Raw genomic sequence first — 20723 nt, 5'->3', positions numbered from 1 at the left:
ACGAGGGCCTCACGACGGCTCCCGAGGCCGGGAGAGCCAGCTCACGCGGCATTGACAACGGGTCGTAGCGGATCATCGTTCCCTGTCCGCAACGTGGCCTGGGTCACGTGGGTCGCGGAGTGTAACACAACCCCCGGAGAAGCTTGTGAAGGGGCGCACGAGCGACGGTCCAGGGGCGGGTGGATACTCGATGGCATGAGCACCACGGAGCGTCCCAGGATCCTCGTAGTAGGCGGTGGGTACGTAGGCCTGTACGCCGCTCGGCGCATCCTGAAGAAGATGCGCTACGGAGAGGCGACCGTCACGGTCGTCGACCCCCGGTCGTACATGACCTACCAGCCCTTCCTCCCCGAAACCGCCGCCGGCAGCATCTCCCCGCGCCACGTCGTCGTCCCGCTGCGACGCGTGCTGCCCAAGGCGGAGGTCCTCACCGGCCGGGTCACCAGCATCGACCAGGACCGCAAGGTCGCCTCGATCGCCCCGCTGGTCGGCGAGGCGTACGAGCTGCCCTTCGACTACCTGGTGATCGCCCTCGGCGCGGTCTCCCGCACCTTCCCGATCCCCGGCCTCGCCGAGCAGGGCATCGGCATGAAGGGCATCGAGGAGGCCATCGGCCTGCGCAACCACGTGCTGGAGCAGCTCGACAAGGCCGACTCCACCACCGACGAGGAGATCCGCCGCAAGGCGCTCACCTTCGTCTTCGTCGGCGGCGGCTTCGCCGGCGCGGAGACCATCGGTGAGGTCGAGGACATGGCCCGCGACGCGGCCAAGTACTACACCAGCGTCTCCCGCGAGGACATGCGCTTCATCCTCGTCGACGCCGCCGACAAGATCCTTCCCGAGGTCGGCCCCAAGCTCGGCCAGTACGGCAAGGAGCACCTGGAGAGCCGCGGTGTGGAGATCTACCTCTCCACTTCGATGGACTCCTGCGTCGACGGCCACGTGGTGCTGAAGAACGGGCTGGAGGTCGACTCCAACACGATCGTGTGGACCGCCGGCGTCAAGCCCAACCCGGCCCTCGCCCGCTTCGGTCTGCCGCTCGGCCCCCGCGGCCACGTCGACACCCGGACGACCCTCCAGGTCCAGGGCACCGACTACATCTGGGCCGCCGGCGACAACGCCCAGGTCCCGGACCTCGTCGGCCGCAAGGCCGGCAACGAGAACGCCTGGTGCCCGCCGAACGCCCAGCACGCGCTGCGCCAGGCCAAGGTCCTCGGCGACAACGTGATCTCCGGTATGCGGGGCTTCCCGCAGAAGGACTACGAGCACGCGAACAAGGGTGCGGTCGCCGGTCTCGGCCTGCACAAGGGCGTCGCGATGATCGTCATGGGCAAGATGAAGATCAAGCTCAAGGGCCGTCTCGCCTGGTACATGCACCGCGGTTACCACGGTCTGGCCATGCCGACCTTCAACCGCAAGATCCGTGTCTTCGCGGACTGGACGCTCGCCATGTTCCTCAAGCGCGAGGTCGTCTCCCTCGGCGCCCTGGAGACTCCCCGCGAGGAGTTCTACGAGGCCGCCAAGCCGGCTCCGGCCCTGGCCGCCGCCGCTCCGAAGACCGAGGAGAAGGCCAAGGCCTCCTGACCTCACGGTCGTCCCGAAGGGCCTCCCGCCATCCGTGGTGCGGGAGGCCCTTCGGCATACCGGGCACAAGGCGGCGAGCCGCGTACAACCCTCGCGCCCGCCCGGGTGTCTTCCTGGTGTTGCGCCGCAGTCGATCACCGTGCGGCCGTCCCGTCAGCAGGAGACACATGCTCATGCGCACCACCCCCCGCCCGCTCCGCGCCGCCCTCGTGGCGGCCGTCGCCGTAGCCGTCGCGGCCGGCGGGACACTGGCCCTCTCCACGGCCCCGGCGGCCGCGGCGCCCGCCAGGTTCGCCGACGACTTCAACGGCGACGGCTTCCGCGACTACGCGGCGCCCGGCTGGGGCGAGTTCACCGTCACCTACGGGACGGCCACCGGCCCCGGCACCGTGAAGAAGCGTTTCACCCAGAACAGCGCCGGCGTGCCCGGAACCGCCGGGGACGCGGGCGGGTACGCCGACGGCTTCGGCGAGGACCTCGCGGCGGCCGACCTCAACCGGGACGGCTACGCCGACCTCGCCGTCGCCGACAACTCCGAGAAGGTCGGCACCAAGGTCGCCGCGGGCGCGGTCACCATCATGTGGGGCGCGCCCTCCGGCCTCGGCACCAAGGCCACCCGCCTGAAGAACACCCCCGCCAGCTACTACGGGTTCGGCAACGAACTGGAGACCGGCGACTTCAACGGCGACGGCAAGCCCGACCTGGCCGTCGCTGACGGCGTCGACACGGTCTCCGTATACCGGGGCGGCTTCTCCACCACCGGCACCACCGGCCCCGTCACCAGGCACCGGCCGGACATCACCGTCACCCTGGAGCCCACCGGCCTCGTCGCCGGACGGGTCAACAAGGACGGCGCCACCGACCTGTACGTCCTCGGCCAGGGCTACCGCAACAACAGGATGACCCAGGACGCCTGGTTCCTGGCCGGAGGCCCCACCGTCAAGCGCGGCAGGATCACCGCGATCAACGGCACCCTCCCCGACTACGACCCGACCGGCGTCATCGCCGACTTCGACAGGAACGGCTACGGCGACCTCGCCGTCTCCGACACCCGCTACGGCAACGGCGCGGGCTCGGTGGTGGTCGTCCGCGGCACCTCGACCGGCCCCGGCACCAAGTACCGCCTCGCCCAGTCCACCGCGGGCGTGGCCACGGTCGCCGCGGCGAACGAGGGCTTCGGCAACGACCTCTCCGCGGGCGACACCAACCGCGACGGCTACCCGGACCTCGCCGTGTCGGTGCCCGAGGAGAAGGTCGGCACGGCCGCGCAGGCCGGCGGACTGCACATCCTGCGCGGCGGCCGGCAGGGCCTGACCGGCACCGGCTCGCAGTGGATCACCCGGGCCACGGCAGGCGTTCCGGGCAACCTCACGGCCTACGAGCGGTTCGGGTTCCACGTCCGCCTGCGCGACCTCGACCGCGACGGCGACGCCGACCTGTTCACGGGACCGGCCGACGCTCCGACCAGCCTGCTGCTGAAGGCGAGCGCCCAGGGCGTCTCCGGCGCCTCCACGCAGACGCTCCCCGTCGCGGCGACGTTCCCGCAGTAGCGGAAGGGGCCTCCCTGCGGAGGATTTGCCCGGATGTGACGCGCGTGGGGGACTGCGGGCCGGGGGCGCAGGTGTTTACGTGGTGTCAGACATTCCGGGACCGCGCTCCCCGCCGCACCCCTCCGCCGAGCCGGGGACGCCCCGATCGGAGGTGTGCGCCATGGCCGACGCCGCGCCGCGGCTTCAGAGCCTTCTCGAACAGGTGCTGGGAGTCCCCCTCCCGGTCCGAATCCGCGCCTGGGACGGTTCGCAGGCGGGCCCGCCGGACACACCGGTGCTGGTGGTCCGCAACCGCCGCGCGCTGCGCCGGCTGCTGTGGAAGCCCGGCGAACTCGGCCTGGCCCGCGCCTGGGTGGCCGGCGACCTGGAGGTCGAGGGCGACTTCTACGCCGTCCTCGACCTGGTCGCCGGCCTCGTCTGGGAGCGCGGGGAGAACACCCGCGGCGCCCTGGAGGCCCTGCGCGACCCCGGCGTACGGTCGGCCGTCGCCGGGCTGTTCCGGCTCGCCGGGCCCGGGCTGCCGCCCGCCCCGCCGCGCGAGGAGGTGCGCCGCCCCGGCCATCTGCACACCCGCCGCACCGACCGCCGCGCCATCAGCCACCACTACGACGTCGGCAACGACTTCTACGAACTCGTCCTCGGCCCCTCGATGGTGTACTCCTGCGCGTACTGGCGAGCCGCCGGGGAAGGGGCCACCCTGGAGGACGCCCAGCGCGACAAGCTCGAACTCGTCAGCCGCAAGCTCGGTCTGAGCCCCGGTCAGCGGCTGCTCGACGTCGGCTGCGGCTGGGGCTCGATGGCGATCCACGCCGCCCGGGAGCACGGCGTGAGCGTCGTCGGGGTCACCCTGTCCCAGGAACAGGCCGCCTACGCCCGCAAACGCGTCGCCGACGAGGGACTCACCGACCGCGTCGAGATCCGGGTGCAGGACTACCGGGACGTCGCCGACGGACCCTATGACGCGATCTCCTCCATCGGCATGGCCGAGCACGTCGGCGCCGAGAAGTACCTGGAGTACGCCCGGGAGCTGCACGCCCTCCTCAAGCCCGGCGGACGCCTGCTCAACCACCAGATCGCCCGCCGCCCGCAGGGCGACGAGGCCGCCTACCACGTCGACGCCTTCATCGACGCCTACGTCTTCCCCGACGGCGAGCTCCAGCCCGTCGGCGTCACCGTCACCCAGCTGGAACGGGCCGGGTTCGAGGTCCGCGACGTGGAGTCGCTGCGCGAGCACTACGCCCTCACCCTGCGCCGCTGGGTGACCAACCTGGAGACCGGCCTCGACCGCGCCGCGCGTCTGGCCGGGCCCGGCCGCGCCCGCGTCTGGCACCTCTACATGGCCGCCTGCGCGCTCGCCTTCGAGCACAACCGCATCGGCGTCAACCAGGTGCTCGCGGTGCGCGCCGCCGCCCCCGGCGACTCCGGCCTGCCGCTGCGCCCCCGCACCTGGCACTGACCTCCGCACACCGAAGGGGACCCACTCCACAGAACGGGTCCCCTTCCCCACGGCCGCCGCGGCTACTCGGACTTGATGGCCGTCAGCATGTTCAGACGGGCCGCGCGGCGGGCCGGCCACAGCGCGGCCAGCACCCCGACCACCCCGGCCAGCAGCAGGAACAGCCCCATCCGGCTCCAGGGCAGGACCAGTTCGTACGTCGCCATCCGGGTGCCCAGCAGCTCACCCGCGGCCCAGCCGAAGAACACGCCCAGACCGATGCCGAGCACGCCGCCGAACAGGGAGATCACCAGCGACTCCAGCCGGACCATCCGCTTCACGGCGCGGCGGTCCAGGCCGATCGCGCGGAGCATGCCGATCTCCTGGGAGCGCTCGAACACGGACATCGCCAGGGTGTTGATGACGCCGAGGACCGCGACGATCACGGCCATGGCCAGCAGGCCGTAGACCATGTTCAGGATCAGCGTGAACATCTTCGCGATCTCGTTGGAGATGTCCTGCTTGTCCTGGACGAGGATCGCCGGGTTGGCGCCGAGGGCCTTCTCCAGACGGTCCTTGACGGCATCCGAGGTGCCCTGCGACGTCTTCACCATGACCGTCATGTCACGGGGCTCGTCCTGGTGCGGGGCGAGCGCGGCGTTGTCCACCAGGATGCCGCTGATCATGTCGTTGCCCTGGTAGACGCCGGCCACCGTCAGCCGCTGCCGGGCGCCGTCCTCGTAGGCCACGGTGAAGGCCGAACCGGCCCGCCAGCCGTGCGACTTCGCGGTCTCGTCGTCGACCACCGCCTTCGCCCCGGAGACAGTGAAGGAGCCGCTTTCGACGGGGAGGTCGGTGAGCGAGCCGATGGCGGAGCCGGTGACACCGGTCAGGAACTCCGTCTCGCCGTCGATCCGGGAGGGGGAGTTGCGCATCGGGCTGGTGGCGCTGACGCCCTCGACCTTCCTCAGCCGCTCCTCGACGTCAGGGGCCATGTCGTTGCCGTTGGCCATGGTGACGACGTAGTCGGCCTTCAGGGAGGACGAGGCCATCTTGTCGATCGACTTCTGCAGACTGCCCGCCATCACGGTCATGCCGGTGATCAGGGTCAGGCCGATCATCAGCGCCGACGCCGTGGCGGCCGTACGGCGCGGGTTGCGCACCGAGTTCTGCCGGGCCAGCTTTCCTGAGACACCGAACACCCTCAGCAGCGGGGCGGCGGCCGCGATCAGCGGGCGCGACAGCAGCGGCGTCAGGACGAACACGCCGATGATCAGCAGCACCGCGCCGAGACCCATGGGGGCCTGGCCGTCGGAGCCGTCCATCGTCGTCGCGGTCAGAACGACCGCCACACCGGCCGCGGAGAACAGCGCGCCGAGGATGTTGCGCAGCACCAGCGACTTGGCGGTCGCCTTGGCGTGCACACTGCTCATCGCCGCCACCGGCGGGATCTTCGCGGCGCGGCGGCCGGGCAGCCACGCGGCCAGCATGGTGATCACGACACCGACCGCGAGGGCGGTGGCGACCGTGCCGGGGGAGACGACCAGCGGGCCGTCGGGGACGGTCGCGCCGAGGGTGCCCATCAGCGCGCGCAGCCCGGCGCCGATCCCGACGCCCGCGAGCAGTCCGGTCACACCGGCGACCGCGCCGACCACGAACGCCTCGATCAGCACCGACCGCGTGACCTGCCGCCGAGAGGCGCCGACCGCGCGCATCAGGGCCAGTTCCCTGGTGCGCTGGGCGACCAGCATGGTGAAGGTGTTGGCGATGATGAACGTGCCGACGAACAGGGCGATCCCGGCGAAGACCAGCAGGCCCTGCTTCAGCCCGCTCATCGAGGCGGAGATCATCTCCGCCTGCTCGTCGGCGAGCTGCCGCGCGGTCGTGGTCTCCACGAGGTCCTTCGGCAGGGCCTTGTCGAGGGCGGACTTCAGCGTGGCCTGGGAGGTGCCGGCGGCGGCCTTCACCTCGATCTGGTCGTAGGTGCCGGGCTTGCCGAACAGCCGCTGGGCGGTGGCCGTGTCGAACAGGGCGAGGCTGCCGCCCGCGGCGACGTTGCCGTCGTCGGTGGTGAAGATTCCGGTGACCTCCGGCGTGAGCACGGGCCCGTCGACGGAGAGCCGTACGGTGTCGCCGACCCGGTAGCCGGCGCGGTCGGCCGTGCGGGAGTCGAGCAGCACCTCGCCGGCGCCGTGCGGGGCGCGGCCCTCGGTCAGCGGGTAGCGCGCGTCGGGCCTGCCGGAGGCGTCCCAGTAGTTGCTGCCCTGGGACTGGAAGCCGCCGCCGACGAGTTTGCCGTCCTTGTCGGCGATGGCGGTGAAGCCGGTGACCACACCGGTGGCGGAGGCGGCGCCGGGTACCTCGGCACTGGCCCGCAGCAGGGCCTGCGTCAGCCGGGGCGTCTCGCCGACCCGGTCGCCGGAGGCCGCCCGGTGCTCGGGCGCGACGGCCACGTCGACCTGGTCGTACCCCTTGGCGGAGCTGTTCTGGAGGGCGCTGGAGAGGGTGTTGGTGAAGACGAGGGTCCCGGAGACGAAGGCGACGCCGAGCATCACGGCGAGCACGGTCATCAGGAGCCGGGCCTTGTGCGCGAGGACGTTGCGCAGGGCGGTGCGGAACATCAGGAGGTACGGCCCTTCGCGTCGAACTGCTTCATGAAGTCGAGGACCGTGTCGGCGCTCGGGTCGTACATCTCGTCCACGATGCGGCCGTCGGCGAGGAAGACGACGCGGTCGGCGTACCCGGCGGCGACCGGGTCGTGGGTGACCATCACGACCGTCTGGCCCAGCTCGCGCACGGAGTTGCGCAGGAAGCCGAGCACCTCGGCGCCGGAGCGGGAGTCGAGGTTTCCGGTGGGCTCGTCGCCGAAGACGATGTCGGGCCGGGAGGCGAGCGCGCGGGCGACCGCGACCCGCTGCTGCTGGCCGCCGGAGAGCTGCGAGGGCCGGTGTGAAAGCCGCCCCGACAGGCCGACCATCTCGATGACGGTGTCCAGCCACTGCTTGTCCGGCTTGCGGCCCGCGATGTCCATGGGGAGCGTGATGTTCTCCAGCGCGGTCAGCGTGGGCAGCAGGTTGAACGCCTGGAAGATGAAGCCGATCTTGTCCCGGCGCAGCTTGGTGAGCTGCCTGTCCTTCAGGGAGCCCAGTTCGGTGTCGCCGACGCGCACCGATCCGGAGGAGAAGCTGTCGAGGCCGGCCACGCAGTGCATCAGCGTGGACTTGCCGGAGCCGGAGGTGCCCATGATCGCGGTGAACTGGGCCTGGTGGAACTCGACGGAGACCCGGTCCAGGGCGACCACCTGGGTCTCGCCCTGTCCGTAGATCTTGGACAGCTCCGTGGCACGTGCGGCCACCGCGGTGGCGCGGTCGGCGAGAGGGGTCGTGGTCACGGGGAGGCGCTCCTGTCGGGACGGGATGTCGGGGGACGTGTCCATCGTCCCGGCGCGGGGAGCGCGTGGAGTCAGCCGCTGTTCCGGTTCCCGGGGCAGTCTGCGGTCGCACCGGGCGCCCGGCCGTCATACCTGGGGATGACGGTCGACCCCTACTCGAGAGCCGCCGCGGAGGCGGGCGCGGAACCGGCTCGAGTTCCACTCGAGTTCCGGTGGAGAACGACCGGAGGGTGAACGGAGCCCTGAGCCAGGCCCGACGGGGTTCTGACGGGGTCCTGACGGAGTGACGGTCCGGACCTCACAGACCCCATCGGTCGAGACGGTGAAATTCCGTCATTCCGCATGCACGGCACCCTGCCGCACGCAAGGCTATTGGCGAGTGCGGATGGCCCGTACCGTGGTCTGATGCTCACTCAGACATCAATAAAATAAGACAACATCGGGTCGTACGCCCGCTGTTCGGGGGACGCGTCCCGATAGGCTCGAACCTCGAAGCGGAGCCCAATGGCCTGCCCGGATGGTGGAATGCAGACACGGCGAGCTTAAACCTCGCTGCCCCTCGCGGGCGTACCGGTTCGAGTCCGGTTCCGGGCACCTCCGATGTCGATCCGCCCCCGTGAACGAACCTTCGTTCTATTCCCTCGAACACTCCGGGGCCGGGGGGCGCCCACTCCGGGGTCGGGGGTGCGATCCACTCCCGGGCCGGGGGCGCCCCGTCCTCGCGACGGAGAGGTGTCCCCCCGTCCTCGCGACAGGAGGCGCACCGTCCTCGAGGCGGGAGGTGTCCCGTCCTCCCGGCGGGGTCGGTCGTCCGACCGCCGCGGGTGCTCCTCCCCGCGGCCGGGGAGACGGTCTCCGGCCGGTTCCGGATGTGTACCGGGTTCGTCATGAGCACGCCCCGGCAGTGGCGGGAATCACCGGGCCGCGTAGCGTGTTGTGCAGCACAACAGGGGAAAGATCCTCCCCAAGCACTAGGGTCTTCCCTTTGCCTTTCCATTACTCTTGAGCCAAGGCCGCGCTGTGCGGCCATGGAGGAGTGAAATGAGGAGCAGCAACCCGGTCTTCTCGCGACGGGGGTTCAGCCGCGACAACGGCTACGCGGGCTTCAACACCGCGCCGCAGGCCGGGGCTGTCGGTACGCAGGGCAACCCGTACGCCCAGCCGGCGGGCGGCAACCCCTACGCGCAGAACCCTTACGCGCAGCAGGACCTTCAGTACGGCACCCCGCCGCAGGCCCCGGCCACCACCGGCCGTATGACGATGGACGACGTCGTCATGCGCACCGGACTCACGCTCGGCACCGTCACGCTCGGCGCCGTCCTCGCGTGGGTCCTGCTGCCGGTGTCGTCGACCAGCTACGGCCTCGCCATCGGCGCCGCGCTCATCGCGTTCGTGCTGGCGATGGTGCAGTCCTTCAAGCGCAAGGCCTCGCCCGCGCTGATCCTGGCGTACGCCGCCTTCGAGGGCGTCTTCCTCGGCGTGATCAGCGAGATGTTCAACAGCCGCTGGTCCGGCGCGCCCTTCCAGGCGGTGCTCGGCACCATGGCCGTCTCGGCCGCCACGCTCGTCGTCTACAAGGCGGGCTGGGTCCGGGTCACCGCGCGCTACGCCCGCATCGGCATGGCGATCGCCATGGCCTTCATCCTGGTCATGGCGGTCAACCTCCTGCTGGTCGTCTTCGGTGTCGCCGAGGACGGCGGACTGCGCAGCTTCGGCCCGCTCGGCGCGATCGTCGGCATCCTCGCCATCGTGCTCGGCGCCTTCTTCCTGACGCTCGACTTCAAGCAGATCGAGGACGGCATCGCCTACGGCGCGCCGCGCGAGGAGTCCTGGCTGGCCGCCTTCGGCCTGACCATGACGCTGGTGTGGATCTACGTCGAGATGCTGCGTCTGGTCGCCATCTTCAGCGGTGACGACTGATCAGCGGTGCCGCTGAGCACCTGATCGCCTGACGTGAAAGGGCCCCGGGGTCGTCCCGGGGCCCTTCGGCGTCTTCGTGCCGTCTCGGTGTGGTCCTGTCCGTCCTGCGCGCTCAGAGCAGTTTGCGCGCGGCCCTCCTCAGGTCGTACTCGTGGACGATCGCCTTGGCGTGGCCGTACGCGAGGTTGTACTCGTGGCGCAGCCAGCTGACCTTCTCCTCGAAGCGGAAGAGGGAGGGGCCTTCTTCGACGGTGCGCAGCCAGTCGGAGACCTCACGACCGGTGCAGTGCGGGATGCGGGCGAGCATGTTGCGGTGGGTCTCCTCGGAGAGGACGTGGGACATCGGCGCCTCCGGACGCAGGGGATGTAAGCCGGTCCTTCAGGTCACCGTGCCTGAGCGTTCGCGTGTTGGCAACAGTGCGCTCGCGTATTGGCAACTGTGCTGTCGCGGCGCGTAGTCTCGCGGGGTGGTTGATACGACGGGGCTCATCCAGGCCGTGGATCACTTCGCCGACCGGCTGAGGGCGGCACCGCAGAGCAGGCTGCAGCGCAGCGGCGCGGCGGAGGCCCTGCAGTTGGCGAGGTCCCTGGCCCGGTGGGCGCAGGAGCTTGAGGGGCTGGAGCCCCGGGACATGCCGGACGCGGGGATGTTCGCCGCCGCGGACCAGGTGACGGTCGCCGCGCGTGACCTCGCGGTGGTCCTGCACACCGACGACGAGGTCGCCTCGGCAGTGCGCCTGATCGAGGAGGCCCAGAAAAGAGCCGGCGTCTGACCACAGCCGCCCACTCCTCCAGCGGCGCGGGGAACTGCGCGAACCCCCGACGCCCGGCTCTCCCAGGGGCGCGGGGAACTGTGCGAAAACCCACGACGACCGGCGGCCGAACGACGGCACCAGCCCTCCCAGGGGCGCGGGGAACCGCGCGAAAACCCGACGACGGCCCGCGGCCGAATGACGACGCCCCGCTCTCTCAGGGGCGCGGGGAACCGCGCGAAAACCCGACGACGGCCCGCGGCCGAATGACGACGCCCCGCTCTCTCAGGGGCGCGGGGAACTGCGCGACAAGCCCACGACAGCCCGCGGCCGGACACGCACCGCCCTCGACGGGGCGCACGCGGTCACCCGCACCTCAGAGGGACGCTATGACCCGGTCGGCCAGGACGTACACGTTCTCCTCGCCACACACGAACGTGAGTGTGTACGCACCGGAGATCCCCGAGCCCCCCAGAAGGTGAGGCTTCTGCCCGGCCCCCAGGGCGGACGCCAACCGCTCCGCGGTCTCCTTGTGCCCCGGCGTCATGCACAGCGTCGTGCCGTCGGCGAAGACATAGACGTCGAGCGTGCCGAGCGGCCCCGGCCGGACGTCGGTCAGCTCGGTCTCGGAGGCGGCGAGGTCCTCCAGCGTGGTGAGGGTGCGCTCGTGGTCGTTGACCACGGGCGAGGCCACCGGGACGAAGTCCGGGTGGGAGGGGTGGCGGCGACGGGCCGCGGCCAGCTCCGGAGACTCCCCGGCGAACTCGTCGGCCTCGACGCCCGCCTCGGTCACCGGCTCCAGCGGCTCTATGCCCACGAAGTCCGACTGGCGGGGCAGGAACAGATCGTTGTCGGCCAGGCCCAGCAGCGAGGGCGCGTCGGAGGCGTCACGGGCCTCCTGCGCGGCCCAGAAGGCCCGGGCCTCGGCCAGCTCGCGCTCGCGCTCCTCGGCCAGCGCCTCGGCGACGGCGGCGCGTATCTCGTCGGCGTCGGCGCTGCCACGGGCGGCGGGCACGAGGGCGCGCACGGAGGCGCGGCCCTCAGCGAGCTCGGTGCGCAGGGCGGCGACCTGGCGACGCAGCCCCGCGAGGCTGCGCAGGACGGCGACGCCCACGGCGCCGGTGGCGGCCGTGGTGACCAGCAAGGCGATCGGCATGGCGCTCACTGACGTACTCCCGGTTCAAAGTCGACCCCCGACTTCCTACAACAGCTTGAAGGGCGGACTAACCAGCTGTCAGTGCGTAACGTCACGAAACGGACAGGTTCTTCAGTCCGGGGTCTGGTACGAAACGGCGCTGAGCTGCGGGTATCCCGTTCTGGAGGGAGATAGGTCACATCCTGAGGGAGATTGGATCACAAAACGGCCCGGAGTCCGAGGGGTTCTCGGAGTCCGGGCCGCCGCGTGACGGTGGGTGCCTTCGCGGTCACCCCGGGTCGGTCAGCTCAGGCGCTCGATGACCATCGCCATGCCCTGGCCGCCGCCCACGCACATGGTCTCCAGACCGAACTGCTTGTCGTGGAACTGCAGGGAGTTGATCAGCGTGCCGGTGATGCGGGCGCCGGTCATGCCGAAGGGGTGGCCGACGGCGATGGCGCCACCGTTGACGTTGACCTTGTCGAGGTCGATGCCGAGGTCGCGGTAGGAGGGGATCACCTGCGCGGCGAACGCCTCGTTGATCTCGACCAGGTCGATGTCGTCGACGGTCAGGCCGGCGCGGGTGAGGGCCTGCTTGGAGGCCTCGACCGGACCGAGGCCCATGATCTCCGGGGACAGGCCGGAGACGCCGGTGGAGACGATGCGGGCGAGCGGGGTCAGGCCGAGCTCGCGGGCCTTGGTGTCGGACATGATCACCAGGGCGGCGGCGCCGTCGTTGAGCGGGCAGCAGTTGCCGGCGGTGACCAGGCCGTCGGGGCGGAAGACCGGCTTCAGGCCCGAGACGCCCTCCAGGGTGACGCCCGCGCGGGGGCCGTCGTCCTGGGAGACGACCGTGCCGTCGGGGGTGGTCACCGGGGTGATCTCGCGCTCCCAGAAGCCCTTCTTGATGGCTTCCTCGGCGAGGTTCTGCGAGCGGACGCCGAACTCGTCCAGTTCCGCGCGGGTGATGCCCTTGAGGCGGGCGAGGTTCTCCGCGGTCTGGCCCATCGCGATGTAGGCGTCCGGCACGAGGCCGTCCTCGCGCGGGTCGTGCCAGGTGGAACCGGTCGACGCGGCGACGGCCTCGGTGCGGGCCTCGGCCTCGGCGAAGAACGGGTTGTGCGTGTCGGGCAGGCTGTCGGAGTTGCCCTTGACGAAGCTGGAGACCACCTCGACACCGGCCGAGATGAAGACGTCGCCCTCGCCGGCCTTGATGGCGTGCAGCGCCATGCGGGAGGTCTGGAGCGAGGAGGAGCAGTAGCGGGTGATCGTGCAGCCCGGCAGGTGGTCCATGCCCATCTGCACCGCGACGATCCGGCCCAGGTTGTTGCCCTGCTCGCCGCCGGGCAGACCGCAGCCGAGCATCAGGTCGTCGATGTCGCGCGGGTCCAGCTCGGGGACCTTGGCGAGGGCGGCCTGGATGATCGTGGCGGTGAGGTCGTCCGGGCGCAGGTCCTTGAGGGAGCCCTTGAAGGCGCGGCCGATGGGGGAGCGGGCGGCAGAGACGATCACGGCTTCGGGCATCACGGCTCCAGACGACGTCGGTAGGGCTTCCCGGGCGAAATTACCGGTACGTAGGCTGTCGGTCACCGGTATCGGTGTGTGATGAGGGCCTCTTTTCCAAGCGCTTGCTTAGGTGGGTGGGGGCGGCCGGCTGTGGGCGGGTGCGGGTTTGTGGGGGCGTTCGCGCAGTTCCCCGCGCCCCTCAGAGATCGCGCAGTTCCCCGCGCCCCTTCAAGGCTGCGCTGTTCCCCGCGTCCCTCAGGGATTGCGCAGGTCCCCGCACCCCCAGAAAGATCGCGCGGTTCCTCGCGCTCCTGAAGGGCTGCGCAGGTCCCCGCGCCCCTGGGGTGGCTGCAGCTGGGGCGTTATGACGGGTGGGCCGGGGTCTGTGACGGGGAGGGTTCTGGTTCCTGGACGCGGCGTCTGCGGCGGCGCTTGAGGAGGGCCCAGGGGCCGCGTGGGCCGGTCGGCATCGCCGCGGTGACCTCCGTGCCCGCCTCCGACGCCGCCTCGGCCGCGGCGCGGGCCACCGGCAGGAAGCCCTCGTTGCGGGACAGGTCCGGCCTCTCGTCCTCGGTCGGCCACAGGGCGAGGGCCGCGCAGACGGTCGGCAGCACCGCCATCGCGGCGGTGGCGTACCCCTCGGCGGACGGGTGGTAGTTGTCGGGGCCGAACAGCTCGCGCGGGTTGGCCGCGAACTCCGGGCCCAGCAGATCACCGAGCGACACGGTACGGCCGCCCTGCTCGACCACGCCGATCGTCTGGGCGGCCGCGAGCTGCCGCGAGGCGCGTTTCGCCAGCCAGCGCAGCGGCTGCTGCACCGGCTCCACCGAGCCCAGGTCGGGGCAGGTGCCGACCACCACCTCCGCGCCGGCCGTGCGCAGCCGCCGTACCGCCGTGGACAGGCAGCGCACCGAGCGGGTGGGCGGCATGCGATGGGTGACGTCGTTCGCGCCGATCATGATCACGCAGACGTCCGGGACCCGGTCCTGGTCGGCCAGCGCGAGCGCCACCTGCCGTTCCAGGTCGTCGGAGCAGGCGCCGGGCAGCGCGACGTTGCGCAATTGCACCGGCCGTTCGGCGACCGCGGCGAGACCGGACGCCAGCAGCGCGCCCGGCGTCTGCCCGCCGCGGCGCACACCCTGGCCCGCGGCCGTGGAGTCGCCCAGCATGGTCAGCCGCAGCGGCGGCTCACCGGGCACCGTATAGGAGGCGCCGTACAAGCCCTGCGCCTTCGGCACCTGGGGACTCACCCCGTTGCCCACATGCCGTCTCGCCAGCCGCATCTCCGCCAGCAGCAGCCCCACCACGGCCACGCCCGCCAGCCCCGCCCCGCCACCGCCGTAGGCCGCGCCGGCCGCGATGCGCCGGGCCACCCTCGCCCTCGACATCCTGGTCATGCGTTGCCGCCACCTCCTCGTACCCGTACAACCACTCCTTGCCCCGTACGGACCGTCGGTCAATCTCAACTGCGAGTGAACGACCCCGCGGGGCCGTAGGCTGGCGGAATATCCACGACCACAACTTTTTGCAGCATCCGGAGACAACGGTGCAATTCCACGACTCGATGATCAGCCTCGTCGGCAACACCCCGCTGCTGAGGCTCAACAGCGTGACCAGGGGCATCAAGGCGACCGTCCTTGCCAAGGTGGAGTACTTCAACCCCGGCGGATCCGTGAAGGACCGCATCGCCCTGCGCATGATCGAGGCCGCGGAGGAGAGCGGCGCGCTCAAGCCCGGCGGCACCATCGTCGAGCCGACCAGCGGCAACACCGGGGTCGGGCTCGCCATCGTGGCCCAGCAGAAGGGCTACAAGTGCATCTTCGTGTGCCCCGACAAGGTGAGCACCGACAAGATCAACGTGCTGCGCGCCTACGGGGCGGAGGTGGTCGTGTGCCCGACCGCCGTGGACCCGGAGCACCCGGACTCCTACTACAACGTCTCCGACCGTCTGGTGCGTGAGACGCCCGGCGCGTGGAAGCCCGACCAGTACTCCAACCCCAACAACCCGCTCTCCCACTACCACTCCACCGGCCCCGAGCTGTGGGAGCAGACGGCGGGGAAGATCACCCACTTCGTGGCGGGCGTCGGCACCGGCGGCACCATCTCCGGCACCGGCCGCTATCTGAAGGACGTCAGCGACGGCAAGGTCAAGGTCATCGGCGCCGACCCGGAGGGCTCGGTCTACTCCGGCGGCTCCGGCCGCCCCTACCTCGTCGAGGGCGTCGGCGAGGACTTCTGGCCGACCGCCTACGACCGCACGGTCGCCGACGAGATCGTCCCGGTGTCCGACAAGGACTCCTTCCAGATGACCCGCCGCCTCGCCAAGGAGGAGGGTCTGCTGGTGGGCGGCTCCTGCGGCATGGCCGTGGTGGCCGCGCTGGAGGTCGCCGAGCGGCTCACCGAGGACGACGTGGTCGTCGTACTGCTCCCGGACAGCGGCCGCGGCTACCTCAGCAAGATCTTCAACGACGAGTGGATGGCCGACTACGGCTTCCTGGAGGACGAGGGCCCGAGCGCCCGCGTCGCCGACGTGCTCAACGACAAGGAGCACGGCCACATGCCGTCCCTCGTCCACATGCACCCCGACGAAACGGTCGGCCAGGCCATCGAGGTGCTGCGCGAGTACGGCGTCTCCCAGATGCCGGTCGTCAAGCCCGGCGCCGGCCACCCCGACGTGATGGCCGCCGAGGTCGTCGGCTCCGTCGTCGAACGCGAGCTGCTGGACGCCCTGTTCAACAAGCGCGCCTCCCTCGACGACGCGCTGGAGCAGCACATGTCCTCGCCGCTGCCGCAGGTCGGCTCCGGCGAGCCGGTCGGCGACCTGATGGCGGTGCTCGGCAAGGCAGACGCGGCCATCGTCCTCGTCGAGGGCAAGCCGACCGGAGTGGTCAGCCGGCAGGACCTGCTGGCCTTCCTGGCCCAGACGGGCAAGTGACGGCGAACCTCCGGTGAACCGCCCGTGTCCACGGCGAACTTGCGGTGTCCTGCCGTGGGCACGGCTTCGCGGAAGTGGTACGAGCGTGTCACGTCCGCGCAGCACCCGCTTAACACGCGTCCGGCACATTAGTGGGTGTCGGCAGGGCGGGAGCGGCTCCCCGCCCGGGCCGACGCCGAACGGCGTCAAGGACCTCCGGAGCGGCTCCCGGACCTCCATCGACGCCATGGACGCGTACGCCTGGCCCTGACCCGGCCCGCGTCCCCCGCGGGGACCGCCGTCGTCCCGCCCCCCGGCAACGGGGGTGCGGCGGTCCCCGCCTATTTCGCGGCCCCCTTTGCGCCTGAACCGGCGCCGCTTTCGCGGACCTGGTTGCTCGCCGTCGGGGTTGCTCGATTGATGGCTGCGGTAGTGGGCGCTTTTCTGTTTTGACTTGGTGTCAGTCTTCCCAGTGGTCTTTGTCGTTGGACTTGCGGCGGCGTTGGAAGAGGCCCGGGTTCACCCGTACCGCCTGGACCACGTTCACGCCGACGATGCCCGTCCAGGCGATCAGCAGGCCCGACAGGTTGGCGATGCCGCCGCCGATCGCGGACAGCGGGACCGCCAGGACCAGCGAGACGATGCCGAAGCCGTAACGCTCGCCCCAGGAGTCGGTGTCCCCGGACGTCTGGCGGTTCCTCGCCGAGGCCATCTGCTGCTCGGCGAGCTGGCGCCGCACCCGGCGCTCCACCGCGCCGTCGATCCGCTGGTCGACCTTCTCCAGGAACGACTCGACCAGCGCGGAGTCGTACTCCTCGCCCAGCTCCCTGCGCGCGTGCAGGGTCGCGTCGAGTTCCTTCTTCAGGTCGGTGTCCCGCTCGTGCGTTCCGCTCATGCCTCCACGGTAGGAACCGGCGGGGTCCCGCGCAGTGGGGCTAGCCCCCGGGTTGCCCCTCCGGCGGGCCGGGGGTGGGAGGGGTCGGGACGGCACGGGCGTGCGGGGTCCCGGGGTGAGACGGCACTTGCCCGGCTGCATAGGAGCATGCAGAGTTCTTGGCAGCTGAATAGTCCGGACTCTGGAGGGGGAGCACGTCATGAGCGTGACCGACAGCCCTGCGGCCCGCCTGCAGTCGCTCTTCGAGGGGCACCGGCTCACGCCCACCCAGCGGCGCATCGCGCACAGCATGGTGCGGCGTGCCGCCGACGTGCCGTTCCTGTCCAGCGTGGAGCTGGCCGAGCTGGCCGGGGTCAGCCAGCCCTCCGTCACCCGCTTCGCCGTCGCCCTCGGCTTCGACGGCTACCCGGCGCTGCGGCGCCATCTGCGCGAGGTGGCCCCGGCCGAGCCGCCCACGGACACGGCCGTCGCCAACGGGTACCAGCAGGCCGTCGAGGCCGAGATCGAGAACCTGCGCCATCTCGCCGAGGCGCTCGCCGACCCGGAGCCGGTCGCCCGGGCGGGGCGGGTGCTCGCCGCGTCCCGCCCGCTGCCCGTGCTCGGCCTGCGCGCCGCCGCCGCGCAGGCCTACGGCTTCGCCTACTTCGCCGCCAAGGTGCATCCCGACGTACGGCTCCTCGACGAGGGCGGCACGATGATCCACGACCGGATCGACGGGGCCGTGCGGGCGGGGGCGAGTGCGCTGCTGTGCTTCGCGCTGCCGCGTCATCCGCGTGAGGTCGTCGACACCCTTGCCTATGCCCGTGGGGCCGGGCTGACCGTGGTGAGCGTCGCCGACTCGGCGTTCGCGCCCGTCGCCAAGGTGTCCGATCTGCTGCTGCCGGCCGCGGTCGGTACGGGGCTGGCCTTCGACACCGCGTGTGCGCCGATGTTGTTGGGGCGGATGCTGTTGGAGGCGATGTGTGACGATCTGCCGGAGGCGCAGGCGCGGCTGGAGGAGTTCGATGTGAAGGCTGCTGCGCAGGGGCTGTTCGTGGACTGAGGGGTGCCTTGCGAAGGCGGGCTTCGTGCGCCTTCCGGGCGGCGGGGCTTGTGCGCGTCGGGCGGCTGCGGGCCCGGTTGTGGCTGGTTGCGCAGTTCCCCGCGCCCCTAAGGGCAGGTTGTGGGGGGGGGTCTGCATGTTGGCCGGCTGCGGGCCCGTATGTGGTGGGTTGTGCGGTTCCCCGCGCCCCTCGGGGCAGATTGTGGGGGTCTGTGCGTGTTGGCCGGCTGCGGGCCCGGTTGTGGCTTGTCGCGCGGTTCCCCGCGCCTCTGGGGCGGTGGTGTGCGGTTTCTCGGGCGCTCAGGGCGGTGGTGTGCCCTTCCTCGCGCGGCTCGGGGACGGGGTGGGGGCCGCGGAACCACCCGCACCCGCCGGGGTGGGGGGTTCCGCGAGTTCTTCGGGGAACCCGCTGGCGGCGATGTGCCTTGGGTGCGGGTGGACCGGCCGTGCGGGGCCGGGTCAGACCTCCAGGGTCTCCTCGATCCTGCGCAGCTGGTGGCGTGCCATCGCCAGGTTGGCGCGCTTGCCGTCCAGCACGAGGTAGAGGAACAGGCCGTTGCCGGCGCGGCCGCTGAGCAGCCGGATCAGGTGGTACTGGTCGGTCAGCGTGATCAGGATGTCCTCGATCTCGGCCTTGAGGCCCAGGTGTTCCATCGTGCGCATCTTGGCGCGGATCACATCGGTGTTGCCGGCGGCGGCGACGTTCAGGTCGAAGCCCTTGTTGCCGCCCATGGTGCCGAGCGCCATTCCGCTGGTGTAGTCGACGAGCGCTACGCCCGTCGCGCCCTCGATGGAGGCGAGGCATTCCTTCAGCGCGGTCTCGGTGTTGGCCATGACGTGGTTCCTCTCAACGGTCCGTGATGTGTGCGGTGTCGGCGGTGGTCGTGGTGCGGGCCGGCGTGGTCCGGGTCGGGAGCCGCGCGGTGGACCTCGTGGTGGTCCGCGCGGCGGGCCGGGCGAGCGGTGCGGCCATGGCGGCGGCCACGAGGTCGCCGATGTGCGCGCCCGACCGGCGGCCCTCCAGATGCAGCCGGCCCACGCTCACCCCGTCCGGGGCGAGCAGGGTCAGTACGGCGGTGTCGCCCGCCGCGTAGGTGGCGATGTAGCCGTAGCGGCCGCGTACGAGCAGCTCGCGCAGGTCGCCCCGTCCGGTGGCGTCGGCGGTGCGTACGGCGACGCCCAGGGCGGCGGCCGTCAGCGCGGCGACGCCCTCCGGCTCCACGCCGGGTGTGTCGTGGGCGAGGACGAGTCCGTCCACACTCGCCGCGAGCGCGCCGGTCAGTTGCGGCATCCGGGCGCGCAGCCGCCGCAGCTCGTCGAGTATTTCGGCCTCGGCCGCCATCAGGTCTCTCCTCTCGCCGAGCGGTCGCTGCCGCTCAAAGGGCCTCCAGCGCATCCCTGAGCCTTTTCAGCAGGGTGATGTCGGGGTCGTCCGTAGGGGGCAGGGGCAGGGCCTGCCGGGGTTCGGGCGGGGGTGGCGGGACGCCCGCCGTGATCAGACCGACCGCGGCGAGCCGACGTACGTCCACCAGTGTGTGGAAGGTGTGCCGCCCCAGCGCGTGGGCTATCTGCGGCGCGGTGCGCACCCCGTCGACCAGGGCCAGCACCGCGCGCTGCCGTGCGGTGGCCCCGGCCCCGGGCACGGCCGCGTCCGTGCGCAGCAGGGGGGCGCTGTCGGCCCGGGGGTCGGGCCACAGGCTCTCCAGCAGCGAGCGGCGGCGCAGCGTCTCGCGTTCCAGCGCCGCCACGGACACCGGCCGGACGGTCCCGAGCCAGTGCCCGCTGCCGTAGCGGAAGCGGCCCGGGGAACGGCTCGGGCAGAGCGCGAAGTACCCGGCGTCGAACAGACTGCCGGTGTGGCACACCTCCAGCGCGCCCCGGCCCAGCCACCCGGCGTCGAGCAGCAGCCCGGCGGCGCCGTGCCGTTCGTCGGCCCGTTCGACCGCCTCGAGCCAGACCTCGGCCTCCAGCGTGCCGTGGGCCGGGAGCAGCACTCCGAGGCCGGGGGCGTACGGGCTCTCGGCGTGCACGACCTGACCGTCGGCGAGGTGCAGGCAGCCGTGCTCCCGCTCCAGGGTTCCGGTGGCCCGCTCCTCCGCCAGCCGGGTCAGCATCGGCGACAGCCCGCCGGCCTGCCGCCGGGCCGATCCCTCTCGCACCGGCAGCGGGGCCGGCCGCGCCGCTTCCTTCACCGTCATCCCAGCTCCAGCCGTCCGGCCATCTCGCCCAGCCTGATCCGGGCCAGCGCGAGGTTCCCCTCCGCGCGGCCGAGCCAGACGTGCAGGAACACGCTGCTGTCGAAGGAGGTCCGCAGGAACCGCAGCAGGTGGTAGCTGTCGCGGTTGCTGATGATCAGGTCCTCCACCGGAGGGCCGGCCGTGTCCTCGCCGCCCTGCTCGGTCTCGGGCGCGAACGCCCTCTGCTCGGCGGCCAGCCGGGCGACCTCGGCCGCCTCGGCGGCCGCCGCCTCGTGGTCACCGCCGGGGAACTCCCCGACCGTGCCGAGGGCCAGCCCGCTCGTCCAGTCGACCAGCGAGGCTCCCTTGGCGCCGGGCAGGCGCATGGCCTCCAGCAGACATTCGTCGATTCCGGGCACCCC

General features: G+C 71.5%; 18 protein-coding genes and 1 tRNA gene. 8 read left to right on the top strand and 11 right to left on the bottom strand.

Translation table 11 applies throughout. From position 1 onward, the window contains the following. The first annotated feature begins 195 nt into the window (after positions 1 to 195). From ACFYR0_RS23055 to ACFYR0_RS23045, 3 genes are all read left to right on the top strand, one after another. Entirely contained in the window at positions 196 to 1584 is a 1389-nt protein-coding gene (locus tag ACFYR0_RS23055) for an NAD(P)/FAD-dependent oxidoreductase (protein ID WP_389331057.1), read from the top strand. Between the two features lie 173 nt (positions 1585 to 1757). After that, positions 1758 to 3134 (top strand): FG-GAP and VCBS repeat-containing protein, encoded by a 1377-nt coding sequence (locus tag ACFYR0_RS23050; protein WP_389331054.1) that lies wholly within the window; start codon positions 1758 to 1760, stop codon positions 3132 to 3134. A 160-nt stretch (positions 3135 to 3294) separates the two neighbouring features. Next, a complete protein-coding gene (locus tag ACFYR0_RS23045; protein ID WP_389331051.1) occupies positions 3295 to 4590 on the top strand; it encodes a class I SAM-dependent methyltransferase in 1296 nt (431 codons plus the stop codon). A 62-nt stretch (positions 4591 to 4652) separates the two neighbouring features. Here the strand turns inward: ACFYR0_RS23045 and ACFYR0_RS23040 are convergent, their stop codons facing one another. Both ACFYR0_RS23040 and ACFYR0_RS23035 read right to left on the bottom strand, forming a co-directional pair. After that, a complete protein-coding gene (locus ACFYR0_RS23040) occupies positions 4653 to 7190 on the bottom strand; it encodes an ABC transporter permease (RefSeq protein WP_389331048.1) in 2538 nt (845 codons plus the stop codon). Then, positions 7190 to 7960: an ABC transporter ATP-binding protein gene (locus ACFYR0_RS23035; RefSeq protein WP_389331045.1), complete on the bottom strand. Its 771-nt coding sequence runs from the start codon at positions 7958 to 7960 to the stop codon at positions 7190 to 7192. The genes ACFYR0_RS23040 and ACFYR0_RS23035 overlap by 1 nt, the downstream gene beginning before the upstream one ends. Positions 7961 to 8471: 511 nt before the next feature. Here ACFYR0_RS23035 and ACFYR0_RS23030 point away from each other — a divergent pair. Together ACFYR0_RS23030 and ACFYR0_RS23025 are read left to right on the top strand one after the other, a co-directional pair. After that, positions 8472 to 8554, top strand: a tRNA-Leu gene (locus tag ACFYR0_RS23030). 447 nt (positions 8555 to 9001) lie between these two features. Next, a complete protein-coding gene (locus ACFYR0_RS23025; RefSeq protein WP_386379089.1) occupies positions 9002 to 9880 on the top strand; it encodes a Bax inhibitor-1/YccA family protein in 879 nt (292 codons plus the stop codon). Positions 9881 to 9992: 112 nt separating this feature from the next. Here the strand turns inward: ACFYR0_RS23025 and ACFYR0_RS23020 are convergent, their stop codons facing one another. Further along, a complete protein-coding gene (locus tag ACFYR0_RS23020) occupies positions 9993 to 10223 on the bottom strand; it encodes a DUF4287 domain-containing protein (protein WP_356690941.1) in 231 nt (76 codons plus the stop codon). Positions 10224 to 10347: 124 nt separating this feature from the next. On the opposite strand from ACFYR0_RS23020, the gene ACFYR0_RS23015 reads away from it, so the two are divergent. Beyond that, positions 10348 to 10653, top strand: coding sequence for a hypothetical protein (locus ACFYR0_RS23015; RefSeq protein WP_389331042.1), 306 nt, complete (start codon positions 10348 to 10350; stop codon positions 10651 to 10653). 355 nt (positions 10654 to 11008) lie between these two features. Here ACFYR0_RS23015 and ACFYR0_RS23010 read toward each other — a convergent pair whose 3' ends face one another. From ACFYR0_RS23010 to ACFYR0_RS23000, 3 genes are all read right to left on the bottom strand, one after another. Next, a complete protein-coding gene (locus ACFYR0_RS23010; RefSeq protein WP_389331359.1) occupies positions 11009 to 11788 on the bottom strand; it encodes a hypothetical protein in 780 nt (259 codons plus the stop codon). A gap of 282 nt (positions 11789 to 12070) precedes the next feature. Beyond that, positions 12071 to 13291, bottom strand: coding sequence for an acetyl-CoA C-acetyltransferase (locus ACFYR0_RS23005; protein ID WP_389331039.1), 1221 nt, complete (start codon positions 13289 to 13291; stop codon positions 12071 to 12073). Positions 13292 to 13635: 344 nt separating this feature from the next. Beyond that, positions 13636 to 14670 (bottom strand): SGNH/GDSL hydrolase family protein, encoded by a 1035-nt coding sequence (locus ACFYR0_RS23000; protein ID WP_389331036.1) that lies wholly within the window; start codon positions 14668 to 14670, stop codon positions 13636 to 13638. A 149-nt stretch (positions 14671 to 14819) separates the two neighbouring features. On the opposite strand from ACFYR0_RS23000, the gene ACFYR0_RS22995 reads away from it, so the two are divergent. Then, the gene (locus tag ACFYR0_RS22995) at positions 14820 to 16208 is read left to right on the top strand and encodes a cystathionine beta-synthase (RefSeq protein WP_389331033.1); all 1389 of its coding nucleotides are present in this window, start codon (positions 14820 to 14822) and stop codon (positions 16206 to 16208) included. A 439-nt stretch (positions 16209 to 16647) separates the two neighbouring features. Here the strand turns inward: ACFYR0_RS22995 and ACFYR0_RS22990 are convergent, their stop codons facing one another. Next, positions 16648 to 17082 carry a hypothetical protein gene (locus ACFYR0_RS22990; protein WP_389331030.1) on the bottom strand — a complete coding sequence of 145 codons (435 nt, stop codon included), beginning with the start codon at positions 17080 to 17082 and terminating at the stop codon, positions 16648 to 16650. 199 nt (positions 17083 to 17281) lie between these two features. Here ACFYR0_RS22990 and ACFYR0_RS22985 point away from each other — a divergent pair, with 199 nt between their 5' ends. After that, positions 17282 to 18124 (top strand): MurR/RpiR family transcriptional regulator, encoded by an 843-nt coding sequence (locus ACFYR0_RS22985; protein WP_389331027.1) that lies wholly within the window; start codon positions 17282 to 17284, stop codon positions 18122 to 18124. Positions 18125 to 18583: 459 nt separating this feature from the next. Here the strand turns inward: ACFYR0_RS22985 and ACFYR0_RS22980 are convergent, their stop codons facing one another. From ACFYR0_RS22980 to ACFYR0_RS22965, 4 genes are read right to left on the bottom strand one after another with little or no spacing between them, the layout of a single operon-like run. Further along, positions 18584 to 18958 (bottom strand): hypothetical protein, encoded by a 375-nt coding sequence (locus tag ACFYR0_RS22980; protein WP_389331024.1) that lies wholly within the window; start codon positions 18956 to 18958, stop codon positions 18584 to 18586. 13 nt (positions 18959 to 18971) lie between these two features. Beyond that, on the bottom strand, positions 18972 to 19466 hold the full coding sequence (locus ACFYR0_RS22975; protein ID WP_389331021.1) for a roadblock/LC7 domain-containing protein: 495 nt from the start codon (positions 19464 to 19466) through the stop codon (positions 18972 to 18974). A gap of 34 nt (positions 19467 to 19500) precedes the next feature. Then, entirely contained in the window at positions 19501 to 20322 is an 822-nt protein-coding gene (locus ACFYR0_RS22970; RefSeq protein ID WP_389331018.1) for a transcriptional regulator, read from the bottom strand. Further along, on the bottom strand, positions 20319 to 20720 hold the full coding sequence (locus ACFYR0_RS22965) for a hypothetical protein (RefSeq protein WP_389331015.1): 402 nt from the start codon (positions 20718 to 20720) through the stop codon (positions 20319 to 20321). Before ACFYR0_RS22965 ends, ACFYR0_RS22970 begins: the two co-directional genes overlap by 4 nt. Positions 20721 to 20723: the final 3 nt, after the last annotated feature.

This window comes from Streptomyces sp. NPDC005017 (assembly GCF_042873115.1).
GTDB lineage: Bacteria > Actinomycetota > Actinomycetes > Streptomycetales > Streptomycetaceae > Streptomyces.
Note: the sequence above shows the minus strand (reverse complement) of the source record. Positions and strands in the feature narration are given on the sequence as shown.